Origin of the sequence: Variovorax paradoxus, from assembly GCF_009498455.1 — a bacterium.
In the GTDB taxonomy this organism is placed as follows: Bacteria; Pseudomonadota; Gammaproteobacteria; order Burkholderiales; family Burkholderiaceae_C; genus Variovorax; species Variovorax paradoxus_H.
In genome coordinates this window covers 1,948,543-1,968,930 of the sequence record NZ_CP045644.1, presented here as the reverse complement: position 1 = coordinate 1,968,930, position 20,388 = coordinate 1,948,543, and the positions used below count along the sequence as shown (strand labels likewise).

Sequence of the window (20,388 nt, the reverse complement as noted above, 5' to 3'; positions counted from 1 at the left end):
TTGCTCCTTCCCCCTCTGGGGAAGGCTGGGATGGGGGCACGCAGAGCGCCCAGTGGATACGCCGCCTGCCCCACCCCAACCCTCCCCAGCGGGGAGGGAGAAAAACAAGAGAGACATTGACCATGGGCTTTTTCCTCGAAACCCTCTTCGGCGGCCTCATGGTCGGCATGCTGTATTCGCTCATCGCGATCGGCTTCGTGCTGATCTACAAGGCCTCGGGCGTCTTCAACTTCGCACAAGGCGCGATGGTGCTGTTCGCAGCCTTGGCCATGGCGCGCTTTGCCGAGTGGTTCCCGCTGTGGTTCGGCTTCGAAAGTCTGCTGCTCGCGAACATCCTGGCCTTCATCGCGGCCATGGCGGTGATGATCGTCGTGGCCTGGCTCATCGAGCGGCTGGCGCTGAGCAAGCTGGTGAACCAGGAAGGCATCACGCTCCTGATGGCCACGCTGGGCATCGCCTACTTTCTCGACGGCGTGGGCCAGACGATCTTCGGCAACGACATCTACAAGATCGACGTGGGCATGCCCAAGGAACCGCTGATGGTGCTTGAAGGCACCTTCCCCGGTGGCCTGCTGCTGAGCCAGGAAGACCTGGCAGCCGCGGCGGTGTCGGCCGCGCTGGTGGTGGTACTGGCCATCTTCTTCCAGAAGACCGCCACGGGCCGCGCGCTGCGCGCAGTGGCCGACGACCACCAGGCCGCGCAATCGATCGGCATTCCGCTGTCGCGCATCTGGGTGATCGTGTGGTCGGTGGCCGGCTTCTCGGCCCTGGTGGCCGGGATCATCTGGGGCTCCAAGCTCGGCGTGCAGTTCTCGCTCTCGCTGGTGGCGCTGAAGGCGCTGCCGGTGGTGATCCTCGGCGGGCTGACCTCGATCCCCGGCGCCATCATCGGCGGCCTGTTGATCGGCGTCGGCGAGAAGCTGTCTGAAATCTATCTCGGCCCCATGCTCGGTGGCGGCATCGAGATCTGGTTTGCTTATGTTCTTGCACTGGTCTTCCTGCTCGTGCGGCCCCAAGGGCTGTTCGGCGAAAAGATCATCGATCGGGTCTGACATGTTCTACAGAGAAAACGGCCAGTTCAAGTCGAGCTACCGCGCCGACCAACAGATCTTCCCGATCGCGCAGGACCGCATCGCGATCCTCGTGCTGCTGCTCGTGGCGTTCGTCGTGGTGCCGATGGGCGTGTCCGACTACTGGATGCGCGCCATCCTCACGCCCTTTCTGATCCTGTCGCTCGCGGCACTCGGCCTGAACATCCTGGTCGGCTACTGCGGCCAGATTTCGCTGGGCACCGGCGCCTTCATGGCGGTGGGCGCGTATGCGGCCTACAACTTCCAGGTGCGCATCGACGGCATGCCGCTCATTGCCTCGCTGCTGCTGGGCGGGCTGTGCGCGACGGTGATCGGCGTGCTGTTCGGCATTCCGAGCCTGCGCATCAAGGGCCTGTACCTCGCGGTGGCCACGCTGGCCGCGCAGTTCTTCACCGACTGGGCGTTCTTGCGCATCCAGTGGTTCACTAACAACTCGTCGTCGGGTTCGGTGAGCGTGGCGGGTTTGAACGTGTTCGGCGTGCCGATCGAATCGCCGGTGCAGAAGTATTTGTTCTGCCTGATCTTCGTGGTGGTGTTCGCACTGCTCGCCAAGAACCTGGTGCGCAGCGCCATCGGCCGCGAGTGGATGGCGATGCGCGACATGGACGTGGCCGCCGCGGTGATCGGCATCCGCCCGGTGTACGCCAAGCTCACGGCCTTTGCGGTGAGCAGCTTCATCGTCGGCGTGGCCGGCGCGCTGTGGGGCTTCATTCACCTGGGTGCGTGGGAGCCGGCGGCGTTCAGCATCGACCGCTCGTTCCAGCTGCTGTTCATGGTGATCATCGGCGGGCTCGGCTCGATCATGGGCAGCTTCTTCGGCGCCGCCTTCATCGTGCTGCTGCCGCTCTTTTTGAACCAGCTGCCGGGCTGGCTGGGCTTCTCGATCTCGACCGCACTGGCCTCGCACCTGGAGACCATGATCTTCGGCGCGCTGATCGTGTTCTTCCTGATCGTCGAGCCGCACGGCCTGGCGCGGCTGTGGTCCACGGCCAAGGAAAAGCTGCGGCTGTGGCCCTTCCCGCACTGACAGACAACGCATTGCAAGAGTTCCCGTTCGTTCGCACGTAAAAACCGGCACCGAGGTGCCCACAAAAGGAGACAGGCATGACACTGAAATCGCTCGCTCTGACCGCCGCCCTGGTGGTCACCACCCTGGGCACGGCGCTGGCGCCGTCGCTGGTCCAGGCGCAGGCCAAGGAACAGTTCTTCCCGCTGCTGGTCTACCGCACCGGCCCCTACGCGCCCAACGGCACGCCTTGGGCCAACGGCAAGCAGGACTACATCAAGTACGTCAACGCCACCGGCGGCATGAATGGCGTGAAGATCGCCTACGAAGAATGCGAAACCGGCTACGCGACCGACAAGGGCGTGGAGTGCTACGAGCGCCTGAAGGGCCGCCCGGGCGTCGCGCTGTTCGATCCGCAGGCCACCGGCATCACCTTTGCACTGACCGACAAGGTGCCCACCGACAAGATCCCGCTCATCACGCTGGGCTACGGCCTCTCGGCCTCGCAAGACGGCGGCGTGTTCAAGTGGAACTTCCCGCTCATGGGCTCCTACTGGACCGCGGCCGACATCCTGATCCAGCACATCGGCAAAAAAGAAGGCGGCATGGACAAGCTCAAGGGCAAGAAGATTGCCCTCGTGTACCACGACTCGCCGTTCGGCAAGGAACCGATTCCGCTGCTGCAGGAGCGCGCCAAGCAGAACGGCTTCGAGCTGTCGCTCATTCCTGTGACCGCGCCCGGCGTGGAACAGAAGTCGGCCTGGCTGCAGGTGCGCCAGTCGCGTCCTGACTTCGTGCTGCTGTGGGGCTGGGGCGTGATGAACTCCACCGCCCTGAAGGAAGCCGTGGCCACGGGCTACCCGCGCGAGAAGATGTACGGCGTGTGGTGGGCCGGCGCCGAACCCGATGTGAAGGACGTCGGTGCCAACGCCAAGGGCTACAACGCGCTGGCGCTGAACACCTCGGGCACGCAGCCGAAGGTGATCCAGGACATCCTGAAGCAGGTGCACGACAAGGGCCAGGGCACGGGTCCGAAGGACGAAGTGGGCTCGGTGCTGTACACGCGCGGCGTGATCATCCAGATGCTGACCATCGAGGCCGTCAAGCGTGCGCAAGAGCGCTTCGGCAAGGGCAAGGTCATGACCGGCGAGCAGGTGCGCTGGGGCATGGAAAACCTCGCACTCGACCAGAAGAAGCTCGACGCGCTGGGCTTCTCGGGCGTGATGCGTCCGGTGAGCACCTCGTGCCAGGACCACATGGGCTCGACCTGGGCGCGCGTCCACACCTGGGACGGCGCGAAGTGGGGCGGCATGTCTGATTGGTACGAGGCCGACAGCCAGATCATCAAGCCGATGGTGAAGGCTGCCGCCGACAAGTACGCAGGTGAAAAGAAGATCACGCGTCGCGAAGCGGCCGACTGCCAATCCTGATGCACTGACCTTCAAAGAAAGTGCCGTGGCGGCTCGCAAGAGCCGCCATTCGCAAGGACGGCGATGTGCCGTTCTTGCGAATGCTTCGGACCACACCATGAGCGAACCCAAGATCCTTCTCAACGTCAACGGCATCGAGGTTATCTATAACCACGTGATCCTCGTGCTCAAGGGCGTGTCGCTGACCGTGCCCGAAAGCGGCATCGTCGCGCTGCTCGGCGGCAACGGCGCCGGCAAGACGACCACCTTGCGCGCCGTGAGCAACCTGCTCGCAGGCGAACGCGGCGCCGTCACCAAGGGCACCATCGAGCTGCGCGGCGAGCGCATCGAGGCGCTGTCGCCGGCCGAGCTGGTCAAGCGCGGGCTGATCCAGGTGATGGAAGGCCGTCACTGCTTCGCCCACCTGACCATCGAAGAGAACCTGATGACCGGCGCCTACACGCGCACCGACGGCAAGGCCGCGGTGCTGGAGACGCTGGAAAAGGTCTACGCGTACTTCCCGCGCCTGAAGACGCGCCGCAGCTCGCAGGCGGCCTACACCTCGGGCGGCGAGCAGCAGATGTGCGCCATCGGCCGCGCGCTGATGGCCAACCCGACGATGGTGCTGCTCGACGAGCCCTCGATGGGCCTGGCGCCGCAGATCGTGGAAGAGGTGTTCGAGATCGTCAAAGACCTGAACACCAAGGAGAAGGTGACCTTCCTCCTGGCCGAGCAGAACACCAACATGGCGCTGCGCTACGCCGACTACGGCTACATCCTGGAGAACGGCCGCATCGTGATGGACGGCGAGGCCAAGAGCCTGCGCGAGAACGAGGACGTGAAGGAGTTCTACCTCGGCGTGGGCGGCGCAGACCGCAAGAGCTTCCGCGATGTGAAGAGCTACAAGCGCCGCAAGAGGTGGCTGGCTTGAGAGGCTTTGTTCCCTCTCCCGCGTGCGGGAGAGGGTCAGGGTGAGGGCATCGGCCTTTGCACAGACACCGCCTCCGCCATCGCCGCCGACCCTCACCCCAGCCCTCTCCCCAAGGGGAGAGGGAGCAAGACCGAACAGAAAGATGAAGGGTACGGACATGACCGACCACTACGACGACCTCGAGATCCGCGACCCCGCCGAACGCGAACGTGACCTGCTGGCCGCGCTGCCCAAGCAGATCGCCCAGGCCCAGACCGCCTCCCCCGCGTTCACGAAGATCCTCGACGGCGTGAAACCCGGCGACGTCACCTCGCGCGAGGCACTGACAAAACTACCGGTCACGCGCAAATCGGAACTGCTCGAGCTGCAGAAGGCACGCCGCGCCGACGACCCGTTCGGCGGCTTTGCGTCGATCGTGCGCGGGCCGCGCATGCCGCGCATCTTCGCGAGCCCCGGCACCATCTACGAACCCGAGGGCGAGGCGCGCGACTACTGGCGCACCGCACGGGCGCTGCATGCGGCGGGATTTCGCGGCGGCGAGCTGATCCACAACAGCTTCAGCTACCACATGACCCCGGCCGGCTCGATCATGGAAAGCGGCGCGCATGCCATGGGCTGCACCATCTTCGCGGGCGGCACGGGCCAGACCGAGCAGCAGCTCGAAGCCATCGTCGACCTCAAGCCCGATGGCTACGCGGGCACGCCGAGCTTTTTGAAAATCCTGCTGGAGAAGGCCGAAGAAAAGGGCCAGAAGCTGCCGTGGTTCACCAAGGCGCTGGTGTCCGGCGAGGCCTTTCCGCCCAGCCTGCACGACTGGATTGCCGCGCACGGCGTGCAGGGCATCCAGTGCTACGCCACCGCCGACCTGGGCCTCATCGCTTATGAAACCAGCGCGCGCCAGGGCCTGGTGATCGACGAGGGCGTGCTGGTCGAGATCGTGCGCCCCGGCACCGGCGACCCGGTGCCCGATGGCGAGGTGGGCGAGATCGTCGTCACCACCTTCAACCCCGACTACCCGCTGGTGCGCTTCGGCACCGGCGACCTCTCGGCCGTGCTCGCGGGCACCTGCCCCACGGGCCGCACCAACAAGCGCATCAAGGGCTGGCTCGGCCGCGCCGACCAGACCACCAAGGTGCGCGGCATGTTCGTGCACCCGTCGCAGGTCGCCGAGGTCGTGCGGCGCTTTCCAGAGATCGTGCGTGCGCGCCTCGTGGTGTCGGGCGAGATGGGCGACGACCAGATGACCTTCAAGCTCGAATGCGCCGGCGCTCCGGCCGGGCTCGACGCGCGCGTTGCCGACGCGGTGCGCGAAGTGACCAAGCTGCGCGGCACCATCGAACTGGTGGCGCCGGGCACCCTGCCGAACGACGGCAAGGTGATCGAGGACGCGCGCAGCTACAAGTAGGGGCGGTACAGGCGACGCGTGATGAAGCGTGTGAGCAGCACGGTCAGCACGAGGTAGAACAGCACGAGCACGCCCACCAGCACGATCAGGCCGCCGAGGCCGGACATGCTGCTCGACGACGGCACGAGCACCAGGGCCAGCCCCACGAAAAAGAGGGCCGCGCAGCTCGCCACCACCAGCACCAAGGCCAGCACCGACGCCGCCACCGCCCGGAAGGGCCGCAGACGTGCGGGGACGGGCCCGCGGCCGATGCCGAGCCAGCCGCCCCAGAATGCCAGCGCAAAGAGCAGCAGCGGCGGCCCGAGGAAGCCCAGGAAGGGCACCACGCGATTCAGGGTCCTTTCGACCTCGTTCCACGGGTCCACGGCCATCACGCACCACACCTGGGTCGACGCGAACACGGCGGCGATCAACAGTGCCACCGTGGTCCGGCCCGACCACGCGCCCGGGGGCGCGGCGGCGTCGGCATCGCCCGCATCGGACGACGCGGCCGATGCCTGAGTGCCCTGCCTCAGCGCAATCCAGGTTGCGAGCCACACGCCCAGCACCAGCATCGCCAGTTGCACCAGCCGACCGCCCGGCATGTAGAGCAGCTCCAGCCCGTAGAGCCAGGGGCTCAGCACGAAATACTCGAGCACCCGCACGATGAGATAGGCCCCGGCAAGGCGCACATGCGGGCCGCGCAGTTGCGCCAGGCGCGCGGCACCGCGAACTTCCAGCGCCTGGCGGGCATGGCTCCAGGCCAATGCCGCCGACAGCACCCAGGCCATCGCGAGGTTGGCCGCCATGCCCAACCACACCTCCAGGCCATAGCCGCTGTCCTCCGAGGCGGACCACAGCTGCCGGCCGAAGCGGACCCCCACGATGGCCGCTTCGACGGCCACGGTAATGAGCGCGAAGTCGCGCGGCAGGCGCCACGCGTTGGCGAGTGAAGTGGAAGACGTCATCGAAGCCAACAGACGGCTACTTCTTGCAGCTCGCCGGCAACGCCTTGTCCTTCAACCCGTCCCCCGCGCTGCAGTGCCATGCGATGCCCGCGTCGGTCGACGACGGCTCCATGCGCAGCGTGCCCTTGGACGTGGCCACCTCCACCACCATGCTGTCCGGGTCGAGCGTGAGCGCCGCGCCGTTGGGCAGGTTGCCCGGCAGGCCGACGGCGGCCAGGGTGTCGGGGATCTCGGCCTTTTCTTCGTAGTGGCGCGTGAGCGCGTCGCGCACCGATGCGCCCTCGGTCCAGGCCTGCGCGACGGCGGCGCGGGTCTGGTACTCCTGGTAGGCGGGGATGGCTGCAGCCGCCATGACGCCGATGACCGCCACCACGATCAGCGCACCTGCCGCGCCGCCGCCGGCCCGGCCGGCATACGGCACGAAGAGCGCGAGCAGGTACGCCACCGGGTTGCGCTCGGGCAGCTTGGCGCCCGGGTCGATGGCGCGTGCGACGCGCTTGGTGAGCCAGGGATAGCCGGCGATGAGCTCATGGAACGAGCCCCAGAAACCGCGGTTGGCCACCGACTGGGCGGCGTAGCGCTGCAGGTTCACGTTGCGCCACTGCTGCGCGCCGGCGGCCAATGCCACCAGCGCGCGCGGCGCGGAATCGACCTCGCGGCAGCAGGCGGCGCCGTGCAGGTCGCAGGTGTATTCCTTGGCGCGCGCGTAGGCCGCGCCCAAGAGCGGCAGCCAGAGCACGGGCGCGCGCCAGATGTGGCCCGTGAGGTGGCCGCGGCGGATGTGGCCCAGCTCGTGGCCCATGTAGAAGTGGATGCCGTCGGGTTGCGACTCCATGGCGTCGACCACGTCGGACAGCAGCACCACGAAGTTGCGGCCGAAAAAGCGCGTGGCAAAGGCGTTGAACATGCCGTCGCCGTGCAGCAGGTAGGCCTCGGGCGGCTGCGCGATGCCCAGGCGGGTGCAGCAGTCGACAAAGCGCGCGTGCAGCTCGGGCAGCTGCTGGGGCGACAGCTTCACGCCGGTGCCCTTGATCCAGGCGATGACCGCCGACTGTGCGAACACGTAGCCGATGAAGCCCAGCAGCACGTACAGCAGCGCAATGCCCAGCGTGCCGACGACGATCAGCGCCCAGGCCAGCAGGCCCAGAACGAGCGTGAGTTTGCCGAGCCAGCGCTCGCGCGGATAGACCCAGGGATCCATTGGTTTCTTCTCCTCGATGCCGCCCGTCGGGCTGGCCTGTTTGTGGTTGTGGTCACCCCGGCGCGGGTGCGCGGGACGGGCGTGATCATGCCCCAGCATGGGGCGAAATCGGTGACATTCCTAAGGGCTATTCGGTATGGGTCAGCCCCCGGTCAGCCGATAAGATCGCGACCCTTTCCATTTAAAAACTCCGTCGGAGACATCATGAAGAAACTGTTTGCCCTCGCGGCGATTGCCGCGGCCGCCGTCGGCGCACACGCCCAGGATTTCCCCGCAGGCAAGCCCGTGACACTGGTGGTGCCTTTCTCGGCCGGCGGCCCGACCGACCGCGTGGCCCGCGACCTGGCCGAATCGCTGCAGAAGACGCTGGGCACCACGATCATCGTGGACAACACCGCCGGCGCCGGCAGCTCGATCGGCACCGCCAAGGTGGCGCGCGCCAACCCCGACGGCTACACGCTGCTGCTGAACCACATCGGCATGTCGACGATGCCGGCGCTGTACCGCAAGCTGCCGTTCAACGTCGAGAACGACTTCGAATACCTCGGCATGGTCAATGAAGTGCCGATGACGCTCATCGGCAAGCCCGGCCTGCCCGCCAACAACTACAAGGAACTGACGACCTGGATCAATGCCAACAAGGGCAAGATCAACCTGGGCAACGCCGGCCTGGGCGCTGCTTCGCACCTGTGCGGCCTGCTGTTCCAGAGCGCGCTGAAGGTCGAAATGACGCCCGTGCCGTACAAGGGCACCGCGCCGGCCATCGCCGACCTGCTGGGCGGCCAGATCGACCTGCTGTGCGACCAGACCACCAACACCACGTCGCAGATCGAGGCCAAGAAGGTCAAGGCCTACGCCGTGACCACCAGCAAGCGCCTGACGACGCCCGCGCTGAAAGACCTGCCCACGCTCGACGAGTCGGGCCTGAAGGGTTTTGAAGTGTCGATCTGGCACGGCGTGTACGCCCCCAAGGGCACGCCCGCGCCGGTGCTGAAGAAGGTCAACGAGGCCATCAAGGCCGCCATGAAGGACCCGGCCTTCATCAAGCGCCAGGAAGGCCTGGGCGCCGTGATCACCACCGACAAGCGCGTCGAGCCGGCCGAGCACAAGAAGTTCGTCTCGGCTGAAATCGCCAAGTGGGGCCCGATCATCAAGGCCGCTGGCGTCTACGCAGACTGATCCTTTCGATCTCCCATAGAAAAAGCCGCCGACCCGAAAGGGCCGGCGGCTTTTTTCATCCGGTGTGACAGCAGGAAAAAGAATCAGGGGGTGGGGACGGTCCAGACTTCGAAGTTCTTGCGCACGTCGACCTGGCGCGCGGTGCGTGCCGTGAAGATGAAGCTGCTGACCGATGTGCCCTGCGCGTACTGCCAGGCGTTGTTGCCGACGCTCACGCAGTGGTTGTCGCTCGGCGAGTTCACGGGCTGGCAGTAGATGACGGCCTTGCGCGCCGAGGTGCGCACGGTGATCGAGTCGGTGAAGCGGTTGTTGTTCGGGCCACGGCCGGCCACCAGGAAGGTGGTCGGGGCGTAGGCGCCGGTGGGCACCGACCAGCCGTCGAGGTTGCCGTCGGCGCTGAAGTCGATGTTGTTGGCGCCGGGGTCGGACGGCTCCGGCGCGCCGAACACGATGCCGCGCGGAACGCCGTCGATCTCCTGCATCAGTTCGGCGCGCAGGGCCGGCGTCATGTCCATGGTCGGCAACTGCATGGCCTCGGCGAGGGTCGGCGCGCGCGAGAAGGTGCGCGCGTACTGCACCGGGTTCGTCCCGCCGGCCGCCAGGAAGAACTCGAGCTTCCAGACCGCCTGATCGGGAATGGCGCTCAGCTGTGCGTCGTCGAACTGCGGCGCGGCGAAGAGATTGCCGGGCTCGATGCTGCTCGGATTGCCGCCTTGTGCCGGGTCCGCGTAGCGTGCGGCCATGCGCCACAGCGAGGAGTTCAGCGCGCCGTTGGGGGTGCCGTCGGTGGTGAGCACCAGGGTCGTCAGCCCGGCCCGGGGCACCAGCACCAGCTCGCGGCCCGGCAGCGCGGACGAGGTGGCCACCACCTTCGTGAAGATCGAGTCGCCGTTGCCGTCGAGCACGTTGTCCACCGCGACGTTGTAGCCGGCGGCGTGGTACATCAGGTTCGCGTGCTTGAGGAAGTCCTTCAGCTCCTGCTGCGGGCGCACGGCGGCGCGGTAGGCGTTGCTGTTACCGGTGAGCTTGAGCGCGCCATTCACGATCTTCGCGTTGAACACGTCGTTGTCGGTGTTGCCCACGCTGTCGGTCCAGCGGTAGGTCAGCGCGATGTCGCCGCCCGGATGGAAATATTCGAAGTTGCCGCGGTCGTGCTTCAGGTTCGTGGGGCCGAAACGGAACAGGCTTTCGAAAGGCCGGCGCGGGCCGCTCGACGCGCGGCCGATGTGCAGGCCGGCCGTCACGAAGCTGGCCGGGTCGTCGCCCACGAACAGCGTGCGGCAGGCCGGCGCGACCACGTTGAAGGCCTCACCGAAGGCGTTGCCGTCGGAGCCGATGGTGCTGTCCACGCGTTCGTTCACCGGCAGCGCGTAGCAGGCGTCGAGGCGGTCGAGCAGGTCTTTCACCATCGCCGGCGTGGGCGGCGGCACGAGGGCCGCGACATCGACCGCGGGCAGCGGCGCGATGGTGCTCTCGCCGGTGCGAAAGACGATGGACACCGGCGCGCTGTCTTCGCTCGCAGGCTGCGCCTTGACGGTGATCTCGATGTTGGCGGCGGTGCCGTCGGGGCGCACCGAGACATTGAGCGTGTCGAGCACGCGGTCCTGTCCCGTGCCGTTGGCCTGGAACTCGCCGCTCATCGGATCGATGCTGGTGTTGAGCGCGTCCAGCAGCGGCTTCAGCGCGGCCACGAGCCTGGCGACCTGGTCGCTGATGGCGCCCGGCGTGACGGCGCCGGCATCGGCCTGCACGGCGGCGGCCAGCTTCGAGGGGTCGCCGTCGGGCGACAGCTGCGCCACCACGACGGTGGTGAGCGGCGTCACGTTGGTGGTGCCGGTGGCGGTGCTGGCGGTGGTGCTGTAGAGCGTGAGGTCGTCGCGCACGGCCTGGATCACCAGCGGCGCCCTGGTGCCGGCGGGCAGCACGCAGCTGTAGCTGCCTTCGGCCGGCACGGTCAGTTCGCAGACCTTGGCGCCGGTCTGGTCGAACACGGTGAGGGCGGCGCCGGCAAAGGCGGCGCCGGTGGCGACGGTGCCGCTCAGGGTGCCGGGCGATTCGGCGGCGGGCGGGGTACCGCCATTGCCGCCCGTGCCGACGGGGAACGCGAAACCACCGCCGCCTCCGCCACCCTCCGCGCCGCAGGCGCCGAGGATCAACAGGGTGGCAAGGGACAGGGCGTGGGGGATTCTGGAGGTGGGATGAGGCATCGTGGGTCTCTCGAAAAGGGAAAGGGCCTGGGCAGCAACCGAGGGCGCTGCAAACAATAGCTTTCGCTTTTGGAAATCAAATGATGCAAATGCACCATTCTTGAAACCACCCGGCCAGGCCTGGCGCGCTTCCCCGGAACATGGGATGGGCAGAGGGTCCGGCGGCTGGAAGACTCCGCGCATGACCTCCCCGGCCGGTGCCCCGCGCGATCTCAGCGACCTCCTGCTGCGGCTGTACCGCCTCTCGCACGAGCTGCCCATCGATGCCTTCCAGGATGCGGCGCTCGACCTCATCAAGCCCGTGCTGCCCTTCGACTCGTCGATGTGGGGTACCGCCACCACAGCGGCCGAGGGAATCGACGTGCACACGCTGCACCTGCACCGCAAGACGCCCGAAATGATGATGGAGTACGACGACTTCAAGCACCTCGACTCCGCGGCCGCGAGCTTCTTCGGCAAGGGACACGGCACGCGGGGCTTCAACTCGGCGAGCTGGTGGAGCGGCCCCACGTACGCGCCGTTTCTGGACTACGTGCAGCGCTATGACCAGAACAACATCTTCATCACGATGGACAGCAACCCGCAGTCCAATTTCATGCACTGGTTCTCGCTGTTCCGCGCCGATCCCGATGCGCACTGCAAGCCCGAGGAAGTGAGCCTCCTGGCCAGCCTGTCGCCCCACCTCATGCAGGCGCTGGCGCTCAACCGCGTGATGCACCTGGACCGCACGCTCTCGCCGGCCTCGGGCACGCACCCGCGCGGCGCAGCGATTGCCGACTTGAAAGGCGCGATCTATCACTGCGACGTGACCTTCGTGGCGCTGATGCAGGAAGAATTCCCGGGTTGGCCGCGCCAGGCGCTGCCGCAGTTGCTGCTGCAGCACTTCATGACGGCGCAGTCGGCTTGCATGGGCCGGCACGTCGTGGTGTCCTATCGGCTTGAGCAGCGCCTCCTGTTCCTGAGCATTCGCAAGCGCTGCCGCGCCGACAGCCTCACGCCGCGCGAGCACACGGTGGCCGAGCTGCTGGCGCGCGGCGACACGCACAAGGACATCGCCGCCCTCCTGAACCGCTCGCCGGCCACGGTGCGCAACCACATCCAGTCGATCTACGACAAGCTGCAGGTGGGCAACGTGGCGGGGCTGATCCACGAGCTGCGGCTGGCGGGCTGACCGGCCGCCCTGCCCTCAAAAGAAAAGGCGCCGATGGCGCCTTTCCTGTTTGCTTGCGCGCGATGCGCCCTACTTCGGCCGGATCGCGTCCGCCGTGCCCTGGATGAAGGCCTTGATGCTCTCGATGTCGTCGCCCGACAGCTTGCCCGTGAAGTCGGGCATGCCGCGCGACATGGCCGGGCCCTTGAGCACGAACTTGTCGAGGTTCTCGATGTAGGCCGGATCGAGATAGCCCAGGTTAGGGATGTTGCCGCCGCGGTCCACGCCCGGCACGCCGTGGCAGAACACGCAGTTGCTCACGTACAGCAGGGTGCCGGCCTGGACCTTGGCGGGGTCGTACTTCACGCCCTGCACCAGCTTGGCCATGCGGTACTCGACGAACGCGGGCATCTTGGCCGTGCCGCCGACCGCGAAGGTGTAGACCGTGCCCGGCCCCTGCCGCTCGGTGGCGCGCTGCGCCAGGCCGTACACGCCGCCCCAGCCCACGGCCACCGACACGTACTGCTTGCCGTCCACCATATAAGTGGCGGGCGCCGCCACCACGCCGGTGCCGGTGGGCGTTTCCCAGAGCTTCTCGCCGGTCTTGGCGTGGTAGGCCACGAGCCGGCCGTCGGCCGTGCCCTGGAACACCAGCGTGCCGGCGGTGGTCAGCGTGCCGCCGTTCCACGGCGAGGCGTAGTCGACGCCCCAGGCTTCCTTCTGCGTGACCGGATCCCAGGCCACGAGGCGGCCGAAGGGCTTGCTCTTGGGCGGCTCGGCGTTGGCGAACATGGCGGTGTTCCAGCCCAGCGCGGCGTGCGGGCGGCCCGGCGCGTTCTGGTCGAACTTCCAGTCCTTGTCGTCCATCAGGTTGAGCGGCACGTGCTGGGCGGGCAGGTAGGCCAGGCCGGTCTGCGGGTTGAACGACATCGGGTGCCAGTTGTGCGCGCCGAACGGGCCCGGGATGCTGTCGCCCGGCTTCTCGTTCTGCCGCGCGGCGGCGACCTCGATGGGCCGGCCGTTCTTGTCGTAGCCCGTGGCCCAGTTGACCTCGACGAAGTTCTTCGCCGAGATGAACTTGCCGTTGGTGCGGTCGATGACGAAGAAGAAGCCGTTCTTCGGCGCGTGCATGAGCACCTTGCGGGTCTTGCCGTCCAGCTTGACGTCGGCCAGGATCATCGACTGCGTGGAGGTGTAGTCCCAGTTGTCGCCGGGCGTCTCCTGGTAGTGCCACACGTACTTGCCGGTGTCGGGGTTCAGCGCCACCACCGAACTCAGGTAGAGGTTGTCGCCGCCCTTGGGGCTGCGCTTCTTGTGCGCCCAGGGCGAGCCGTTGCCGGTGCCCACGTACATCAGGTTGAGCTCGGGGTCGTAGGCAAAGCTGTCCCAGGCGGTGCCGCCGCCGCCGGCTTCCCAGTACTTGGCCGAAGGGTCCCAGGTCTTGGCGGCGCGCGCCATCGACTCGTCTTCGAAGGGCTTGCTCGGGTCGCCGGGCACCACGAACCAGCGCCACTTCTGGTCGCCGGTTTTTGCGTCGTAGGCGGTGACGTAGCCGCGCACGCCGTACTCGGCGCCGCCGTTGCCGATGATGACCTTGCCCTTGAACACGCGCGGCGCGCCGGTGATGGTGTAGCTGCCCTTCTGGCCGTCGATGGTGTTCTTCTCCCACACCTTCTGGCCGGTGGCGGCGTCCAGCGCGATCAGGCGGCCGTCGTAGGCGGCCACGTAGACGCGGCCCTCGTACAGCGCCACGCCGCGGTTGACCACGTCGCAGCAGCCCCTGAAGCCCTTGGAACGGTCGACCTGCGGATCGAAGCTCCAGATCTTCTGGCCGGTGCGCGTGTCGATCGCATGCACCACGCTCCACGAGGCCGTGACGTACATGATGCCGTCGACCACCAGCGGCGTGGCTTCCACGCCGCGCGTCGACTCCAGGTTGTACGACCAGACCAGCCCGAGCTGCTTCACGTTGCCGGTGTTGACCTGGTCGAGCTTGCTGAAGCGCGACTCCGCGTAGTCGAGCCCATAGCTGGGCCAGTCGGGCGTCTTCTTCGCCGCGTTGGCGCGCACGAAGTTGGCGTCGACTTTCTTCGTAGCGGCCGCCGCGCGGTCCTGCGCGTTCTGGGCCGTGACCGTCGTCGTCGTCGTACACAGGCACAGCAAAGCGCCGGCGAGCACAAGCAGCCTGGGGGGTGTGTTTTTCATCATGGGTCTCCTTATTGCGCAAGGATCACGCGCGCGGTCTTCGCGCTCACCCTCGGGATTTCCCGAGTCCGACACTGTTCCATTACGGAACATCAAGAGTTGTTTTGAGCGCTTGTTCGCCAGACGACTCAAAGCCCCCTGCCGGCGAGAGCAGCGAGCCGCTTGACTGAACAGGTTCTAGCTGGAGTCGTTCCCCGGCCAATTTTTTCTTGGCGTCCAACCACGCTTGCTACCCCGCACTCTTACCGAAGCCCATTCCTACTTCGGTCTGTACTTGAGAATCACGGCCTCAGCGGCTGCAGAGCCTTTCGGTGTGATGAAGGCTTTTCCACCTACGGTCCAATCGATCATTCGCGAGTTGTGAAGGCGCTTCAAAATCTTCCTGAAGTTCGTGGTGTTCCGGTATTCAGTGATCTTCTGAAGTTCATTTTCGGCTAGGGGATTTGAATCGAACAAGAGCACCAGAACTTGGTCTCTCGCCTCCATCTTGTTCTCAAGAACTCGCGTGATGCCGTCTTGCTTCCACAAGACGCCGATTCGGCGCTCCACGATGGAGTCGATCATCTTCTGGGTCGCACTTGGGTCCGCACCGGTTGCCAGCCGAACGAACTCCGCCAAGACCCATTTCACGCTGTAAAGAATGAGCGTCGAGTCCATCTCATTCGCCGAAATGAGCCCGAGATGCCCGATGCCGCGCTTATTCCTGATATTGAAGATCGACTTCAGAACGCGAGGGATGAGCATGCGCAGCGATTCGTCGCCTGCCGCGTTTTCATATTTCTTCAGCTCAGCGTCACTGAAGCCAGGCAAGCTCTTGCCGATGGGGGTGTAGCTCCCCAAAAGCTCTTGTTCAATCAGCCGTCGAGATGCCTCTACAAAATGCCCTGCGTCAAGCTCCGTAGCTTTCCACTTCTGAAGAGAGAAGCTCTCTTCAATTTCCTTGTACGCGGCAAGTAATGCGTCGCAAACATCCGTCGGAAACTTAGCCTTGAGGGCCGCTTCGATCGTCATTTGTTGAGTAGATTTGCCAGTTCTTTTGCTTTCACTCTACCGGGATAAGTCAACGAGATTGTCTGAGTCGCACCAGTCCCGGAAAAGGTGAACCACTCTTTGGCTGACGCTCCCTTGAAAGTTGTCGCAAAGTTGGGCCTATCGAGACACGCATGCGCAGTACACGTGCTACGTATTTCTTCGATATTTGTTGCCTTCTTTCCATTCAGCTCATTCGCGAGCGTCAGGAGCTGAGCTGCAGCCAACGTCTTTCCGGACTTCGAACTCCCAGGCAGCGATTTAAGAATCTGAATTTTTTCGTCGGCCAATGCGAAGAGGTTCAGATAAGCATCGAGTCCAGGAGCGACAGACGCAGCGGCAGAAGCCCCCGCAGTGGCTCCGTTTCCCGCAGCCGCACTGGTGATCGGGGCAGACGAGCTTGGCGCAGGACGTTGCTCAATTAACTTCGCAAGCAACGGCTCGAGCTTCGCAAGTTGTGCCATTACGAACGCCTCAGACCCCTCAATCTCAATTCGACCATCAGCCAAGCTAAATTTGGCTCGCGCGGTGCCGTCTGTCATCTCCACCTCCAGTGGTAGTTAGTTTTTGAATGTAGCAGCGATGTTAGTCTGACGGAAATCGAAAGATGACCATCTCAGAGCATTCGCAACCGCCGCCCTCTTGGAGAGAACGCACTGAAGACAAATACTCCGATTTCTACTAGGAACACTTTGCTCGGAAATGCCGATTTAGCACTCTTGGACACGCCACTCTCGATCGCTGCGACAAGCTATGGCTTCTGTATGACCGCCCTGCTCGCCCAGCCCGTGTCTCTTCGGGATTTCCCCAGTCCGGTGCTGTTCCATTGCGGGACACATTCGCTGTGGTCCCCGAATCCAGGGAGGCATCGAGCACCATGGCTCACGACATATTCGACAGGCTGGGCACCGCGGATGCGCCGCGCCAGCTCTTCACCAGCACGCCCGCGGAGCGCGTGGCGCTCGCGCGGCGGCAGTTCTTCGAGGAAGGCGTGCGGCCCTCCGGCCTCATCGGCGAGGCGGTGCTCCAGTCGTGGATGCGCTGCACCCGCACCCATGCCGACCGCCAGCGCATCGTGCCCTTCGATGCCGTCACGCCCAGCCGCCTGCACGCCACGCTCGCGCGCAACCGCGAGCTGCTCGAGGTGGCGCGGCAGGAACTCGGGCAGATGGAGCACGCGCTCGCCGGCACCGACTGCCGCGTGATCCTCACCGACCGCGAGGGCGTGGTGGTGCACGTCACGCACCAACCCGCCGCCGCGCACCAGCCGGTGCTGCGCAAAACCGCGCGCGTGGGCGTGAACATCTCCGAGCGCATCGTAGGCACCACCGCACCGGGCATCGTCGCCACCACGGGGCAGGCCTGCGCGGTCGACGGCGCGGAGCACTACTTCGACGTGCTGGGCGAGATGCAGTGCGCGGCCGCGCCGATACGCGACGTGACGGGTCGCCTCGCCGGTGTGCTCGACCTCACGGCAGAGGCGCGCCGCTTCGGCTTCGATGCGGCGTCGATGGTGTCGCTATATGCGACGACGATCGAAAACCGATTGCTCCAGGCGCAGTCGCGCGACCACCTCATCCTTCGTTTCCAAGCGAGCCCGACGCTGCTCGGCACGCCGCTGGAAGCGCTCGCCGGCATCGCGCCGGACGGCACGATCGCGTGGCTCAACAACGCGGGCGCGCGCTTGCTCGGGCGCTTGCCCGATGCGGCGGACGAGCGCGATGTCGAATGCCTGCTGGGCCACGACCTCGCGAGCCTGCTGCGGCTGGGGCACCGCGAATCCGCGCAGCCGTTGCGGCTTGCGAGTGGGCTCGGCGTGTGGGTGCAGGCGCATCTGAAGGGCGCGGACGGCGTGGACTTCAAGCACGCGGTGGCAATGCCCGCTCTGCACGCGTCGACGCCCATCGCACCCACGCTCGACGCGGTCGCTGCCGACGCAGATTGCACAGCCACAGTCGACGACCCACAGACTCCTCACGCCGAGACGCTGCGCGAACACAGCCGCAAGCTGATCGAGGAAACGCTAGCAGCGCACGGCGGCAATGTGTCGCAGGCGGCACGTCAGCTCAAGGTGTCGCGCGGGACGCTCTATCGACGCATGCGCGGCTGGCGGGAGAGCGAAGGGCTGGCTGCGGACTGAGCGCAACCTTCAGCGCTTCGGCAGCGCGTACGCGATCACATGGTCGCCCGTGCGCGTGCCCAGCGAGCCGTGGCCGCCCGCCGCCACCACCACGTACTGGCGCCCGTCGCTGCCGCGGTAGGTCATCGGCGTGGCCTGTCCGCCGGCGGGCAGACGGCTGCGCCACAGTTCCTTGCCGTTGCCGACGTCGTAGCCGCGCACGTACTGGTCGAGCGTGCCCGAGAGAAAGGCGACGCCGCCCGCCGTCATGACCGGGCCGCCGAGGTTCGGCACGCCCATCGCGAAGGGCAGCGGCAGCGGCGAGCTGTCGCGCACCGTGCCGTTCTTGTGCTTCCACACGACCTTGCCGCTGCGCAGGTCGGCGGCGGCCACGTGGCCCCACGGCGGCGCCTGGCACGGCAGGCCGAACACTGACGTGAACGCGCTGAGCTTCACCGCGAAGGGCGCGCCGAAGTTCTCGTTGAGCGCGGGCAGGCTGTCGTTCGGACGGTTTTTTCCCTGCACGTACGGCGTGGTGTCGTCGGCGCGCGGCACGAGCTTCGACACGAAGGCCAGCGCGGTCGGCGTGGCGAAGGCGATCTGCCGCTGCGGATCGACCGCGATGCCGCCCCAGTTGAAGACGCCGAAGTTGCCCGGATAGATCAACGAGCCCTGCGTCGACGGCGGCGTGTAGCGGCCTTCGTAGCGCAGCCGGTGGAACGCGATGCGGCAGGCCAGCTGATCGAAGACCGTGCCGCCCCACATATCGGCCGGCGTGAGCGCGGGCGGATCGAACGACAGGCCCGACACCGGCTGCGTCGGCGCGGTGCGGTCGCCTGCGGCTGCGCCCTGCGGCACGGGCCGCTCGGTCACCGGCACGATCGGCTGGCCGTTGCGCCGATCGAGCACGAAGAGCTCGCCCTGCTTGGTCGGCTGCACCAGCGCGGGAAGGGTCTCGCTGCCCACGCGCAGGTCGACGAGGCTGGGCTGCGACGGCACGTCGTAGTCCCACAGGTCGTGGTGCACGGTCTGGAAATGCCAGCGCACGCGGCCGCTCGCCAGGTCGAGCGCCACCACCGACGACGAATAGCGCTCGGCGCCCTCGGTGCGCTTGCCGCCCCACTGGTCGGGCGGCTGGTTGCCCGTGGGCACGTAGACCAGGCCCAGCGCCTCGTCCACGCTGGAGATCGACCAGCTGTTGGGCGAGTTGGCGCTGTAGGTGCGATCGGGCGCGATGGGCGCGGTGTCCTCGGGGTTGCCTGAATCCCAGTTCCACACCAGCGCGCCGGTGTTCACGTCGAAGGCGCGGATCACGCCCGAGGCTTCCTTCGTCGAGACGTTGTCGAGCACGGTGCCGCCCACGATGAACAGCGAGCGCGTCACGACGACGGGCGAGGTCGAGTAATACGAGCCCGGGTTCACGTTGGGCATGTTCTTCCACAGGTCGATCTGCCCCGTGCCATTGCCGAAGGCCATGCAGGGCTTGCCGTTCTCGGGGTTGAGCGCGAGCACGCGGCCGTCGGCGGTGGGCATGAAGAGCTTGGCGCTGCAGTCGCCTGCGGGTGCGGGTGCCGGTGCTGGCGAGGGCGACGCGCTGCCCGCGTGGTACGAGAGCCCGCGGCAGGTCAGGTGCTGCAGCGCGAGCGGGCGCTTGATCTCGGGCGTGTAGCGCCACAGCTGCGCGCCCGTGGTCGCGTCGAGCGCCACCACCGACTGGTGCGGCGTGCACAAAAAGAGCCGCTCGCCGATCTTCAGCGGCGTGACCTCGAAGGTCGTCTCCTCCGGATCGCCGGGCTGGCCGCGCACGTCGCCGGTACGGAAGTGCCACGCCTCCTGGAGCTGCCCGACGTTGGCCGGCGTGATCTGGTCGAGCGCCGAGTAGCGCTGGCCGAAACCGGTGCCGCTGTAGGCGGTCCACTCATCCGTGGGCGGTGGCGGGTGGGCGGCTGCGTTGCTGGTTGCATTGCTCGATGCATCGGGCAGCGGCGCGATGCCTTCGATGCGGCCGGGCTCGCGCGTCCACGAAACCACCGCGGCAACGAGGAAGGCCGCGAGCACGCCGCCGAGCACGGCGCGCGTGGGCCCGATGCCCGTGGCATCGCGGCGCGCCAGCGCACGCGCCACCCACGGCGAGAGCAGGAACAGGCCGAGCACGAAGAACACATCGCCGCGCGCGGCCAGCGGCCACCAGTCGAAGCCCACCTCCCACAGCGACCACACCAGCGTCAGCAGCACCACCGCCGCATAGACCAGCAGACCGATGCCGCCGCCGCGCTTCAGCAGCCACGCCGACGCGAGGAGCCCGAGCCCCGCGACGAGGTAGTACCACGAGCCGCCGAGCGCGATAAGCCACGCGCCCGCAGCGGCGAGCACCAGGCCCGCGAGGCCGAGCACCACGGCGGTGGCGACCAGCAAGGGAGACGCCGACGACACCCCGGCAGGCTGCGTGAACTGGGCGGAAGAACGCGTCATGGCTGGAGCTCCCCTCGAACGGAACCCCTACCGTAGA

General features: G+C 66.5%; 15 protein-coding genes. 8 read left to right on the top strand and 7 right to left on the bottom strand.

Annotation, left to right across the window (positions count from 1 at the left end; genetic code table 11):
* Window positions 1–122: 122 nt before the first annotated feature.
* From GFK26_RS08945 to GFK26_RS08925, 5 genes are all read left to right on the top strand, one after another.
* On the top strand, window positions 123–1,052 hold the full coding sequence (locus GFK26_RS08945; RefSeq protein WP_153281676.1) for a branched-chain amino acid ABC transporter permease: 930 nt from the start codon (window positions 123–125) through the stop codon (window positions 1,050–1,052).
* Window position 1,053: 1 nt separating this feature from the next.
* Window positions 1,054–2,118: a branched-chain amino acid ABC transporter permease gene (locus GFK26_RS08940; RefSeq protein WP_099793743.1), complete on the top strand. Its 1,065-nt coding sequence runs from the start codon at window positions 1,054–1,056 to the stop codon at window positions 2,116–2,118.
* A gap of 77 nt (window positions 2,119–2,195) precedes the next feature.
* Entirely contained in the window at window positions 2,196–3,527 is a 1,332-nt protein-coding gene (locus GFK26_RS08935) for an ABC transporter substrate-binding protein (protein WP_153281675.1), read from the top strand.
* A 97-nt stretch (window positions 3,528–3,624) separates the two neighbouring features.
* Complete coding sequence (locus GFK26_RS08930) at window positions 3,625–4,437, top strand: ABC transporter ATP-binding protein (RefSeq protein WP_099793747.1); 813 nt, start codon at window positions 3,625–3,627, stop codon at window positions 4,435–4,437.
* A 157-nt stretch (window positions 4,438–4,594) separates the two neighbouring features.
* Complete coding sequence (locus tag GFK26_RS08925) at window positions 4,595–5,842, top strand: phenylacetate--CoA ligase family protein (protein ID WP_153281674.1); 1,248 nt, start codon at window positions 4,595–4,597, stop codon at window positions 5,840–5,842.
* Here the strand turns inward: GFK26_RS08925 and GFK26_RS08920 are convergent.
* Together GFK26_RS08920 and GFK26_RS08915 are read right to left on the bottom strand one after the other, a co-directional pair.
* Window positions 5,833–6,789, bottom strand: a complete 957-nt coding sequence (locus GFK26_RS08920) for a hypothetical protein (protein ID WP_153281673.1) — start codon at window positions 6,787–6,789, stop codon at window positions 5,833–5,835. The genes GFK26_RS08925 and GFK26_RS08920 overlap by 10 nt on opposite strands.
* A 16-nt stretch (window positions 6,790–6,805) precedes the next feature.
* The gene (locus tag GFK26_RS08915; RefSeq protein ID WP_153281672.1) at window positions 6,806–7,990 is read right to left on the bottom strand and encodes a M48 family metalloprotease; all 1,185 of its coding nucleotides are present in this window, start codon (window positions 7,988–7,990) and stop codon (window positions 6,806–6,808) included.
* Window positions 7,991–8,194: 204 nt separating this feature from the next.
* Here GFK26_RS08915 and GFK26_RS08910 point away from each other — a divergent pair, with 204 nt between their 5' ends.
* Window positions 8,195–9,169 (top strand): tripartite tricarboxylate transporter substrate-binding protein, encoded by a 975-nt coding sequence (locus GFK26_RS08910; RefSeq protein WP_153281671.1) that lies wholly within the window; start codon window positions 8,195–8,197, stop codon window positions 9,167–9,169.
* A gap of 83 nt (window positions 9,170–9,252) precedes the next feature.
* On the opposite strand, the gene GFK26_RS08905 is transcribed toward GFK26_RS08910, so the two are convergent.
* Window positions 9,253–11,376 (bottom strand): carboxypeptidase regulatory-like domain-containing protein, encoded by a 2,124-nt coding sequence (locus tag GFK26_RS08905; protein ID WP_153281670.1) that lies wholly within the window; start codon window positions 11,374–11,376, stop codon window positions 9,253–9,255.
* A gap of 181 nt (window positions 11,377–11,557) precedes the next feature.
* Here GFK26_RS08905 and GFK26_RS08900 point away from each other — a divergent pair, with 181 nt between their 5' ends.
* Window positions 11,558–12,547 carry a helix-turn-helix transcriptional regulator gene (locus GFK26_RS08900; RefSeq protein ID WP_153281669.1) on the top strand — a complete coding sequence of 330 codons (990 nt, stop codon included), beginning with the start codon at window positions 11,558–11,560 and terminating at the stop codon, window positions 12,545–12,547.
* 69 nt (window positions 12,548–12,616) lie between these two features.
* Here the strand turns inward: GFK26_RS08900 and GFK26_RS08895 are convergent, their stop codons facing one another.
* From GFK26_RS08895 to GFK26_RS08885, 3 genes are all read right to left on the bottom strand, one after another.
* On the bottom strand, window positions 12,617–14,731 hold the full coding sequence (locus GFK26_RS08895) for a PQQ-dependent dehydrogenase, methanol/ethanol family (RefSeq protein ID WP_153281668.1): 2,115 nt from the start codon (window positions 14,729–14,731) through the stop codon (window positions 12,617–12,619).
* Between the two features lie 258 nt (window positions 14,732–14,989).
* Window positions 14,990–15,742: a hypothetical protein gene (locus tag GFK26_RS08890; protein ID WP_153281667.1), complete on the bottom strand. Its 753-nt coding sequence runs from the start codon at window positions 15,740–15,742 to the stop codon at window positions 14,990–14,992.
* Window positions 15,739–16,302 carry a hypothetical protein gene (locus GFK26_RS08885; RefSeq protein ID WP_153281666.1) on the bottom strand — a complete coding sequence of 188 codons (564 nt, stop codon included), beginning with the start codon at window positions 16,300–16,302 and terminating at the stop codon, window positions 15,739–15,741. Before GFK26_RS08885 ends, GFK26_RS08890 begins: the two co-directional genes overlap by 4 nt.
* A gap of 335 nt (window positions 16,303–16,637) precedes the next feature.
* Between GFK26_RS08885 and GFK26_RS08880 the strand changes: the two genes are divergently transcribed.
* Window positions 16,638–17,900, top strand: a complete 1,263-nt coding sequence (locus tag GFK26_RS08880; RefSeq protein ID WP_153281665.1) for a helix-turn-helix domain-containing protein — start codon at window positions 16,638–16,640, stop codon at window positions 17,898–17,900.
* A gap of 9 nt (window positions 17,901–17,909) precedes the next feature.
* Here the strand turns inward: GFK26_RS08880 and GFK26_RS08875 are convergent, their stop codons facing one another.
* On the bottom strand, window positions 17,910–20,351 hold the full coding sequence (locus tag GFK26_RS08875) for a glucose/quinate/shikimate family membrane-bound PQQ-dependent dehydrogenase (RefSeq protein ID WP_153281664.1): 2,442 nt from the start codon (window positions 20,349–20,351) through the stop codon (window positions 17,910–17,912).
* Window positions 20,352–20,388 lie beyond the last annotated feature (37 nt).

Coding starts and splice junctions, on each gene's coding strand:
- GFK26_RS08925 (WP_153281674.1), top strand. CDS start 4,595: ATGACCGACCACTACGACGACCTCGAGATCCGCGACCCCGCCGAACGC.
- GFK26_RS08905 (WP_153281670.1), bottom strand. CDS start 11,376: ATGCCTCATCCCACCTCCAGAATCCCCCACGCCCTGTCCCTTGCCACC.
- GFK26_RS08875 (WP_153281664.1), bottom strand. CDS start 20,351: ATGACGCGTTCTTCCGCCCAGTTCACGCAGCCTGCCGGGGTGTCGTCG.
- GFK26_RS08945 (WP_153281676.1), top strand. CDS start 123: ATGGGCTTTTTCCTCGAAACCCTCTTCGGCGGCCTCATGGTCGGCATG.
- GFK26_RS08885 (WP_153281666.1), bottom strand. CDS start 16,302: ATGACAGACGGCACCGCGCGAGCCAAATTTAGCTTGGCTGATGGTCGA.
- GFK26_RS08895 (WP_153281668.1), bottom strand. CDS start 14,731: ATGAAAAACACACCCCCCAGGCTGCTTGTGCTCGCCGGCGCTTTGCTG.
- GFK26_RS08890 (WP_153281667.1), bottom strand. CDS start 15,742: ATGACGATCGAAGCGGCCCTCAAGGCTAAGTTTCCGACGGATGTTTGC.
- GFK26_RS08880 (WP_153281665.1), top strand. CDS start 16,638: ATGGCTCACGACATATTCGACAGGCTGGGCACCGCGGATGCGCCGCGC.
- GFK26_RS08930 (WP_099793747.1), top strand. CDS start 3,625: ATGAGCGAACCCAAGATCCTTCTCAACGTCAACGGCATCGAGGTTATC.
- GFK26_RS08910 (WP_153281671.1), top strand. CDS start 8,195: ATGAAGAAACTGTTTGCCCTCGCGGCGATTGCCGCGGCCGCCGTCGGC.
- GFK26_RS08935 (WP_153281675.1), top strand. CDS start 2,196: ATGACACTGAAATCGCTCGCTCTGACCGCCGCCCTGGTGGTCACCACC.
- GFK26_RS08920 (WP_153281673.1), bottom strand. CDS start 6,789: ATGACGTCTTCCACTTCACTCGCCAACGCGTGGCGCCTGCCGCGCGAC.
- GFK26_RS08915 (WP_153281672.1), bottom strand. CDS start 7,990: ATGGATCCCTGGGTCTATCCGCGCGAGCGCTGGCTCGGCAAACTCACG.
- GFK26_RS08900 (WP_153281669.1), top strand. CDS start 11,558: ATGACCTCCCCGGCCGGTGCCCCGCGCGATCTCAGCGACCTCCTGCTG.
- GFK26_RS08940 (WP_099793743.1), top strand. CDS start 1,054: ATGTTCTACAGAGAAAACGGCCAGTTCAAGTCGAGCTACCGCGCCGAC.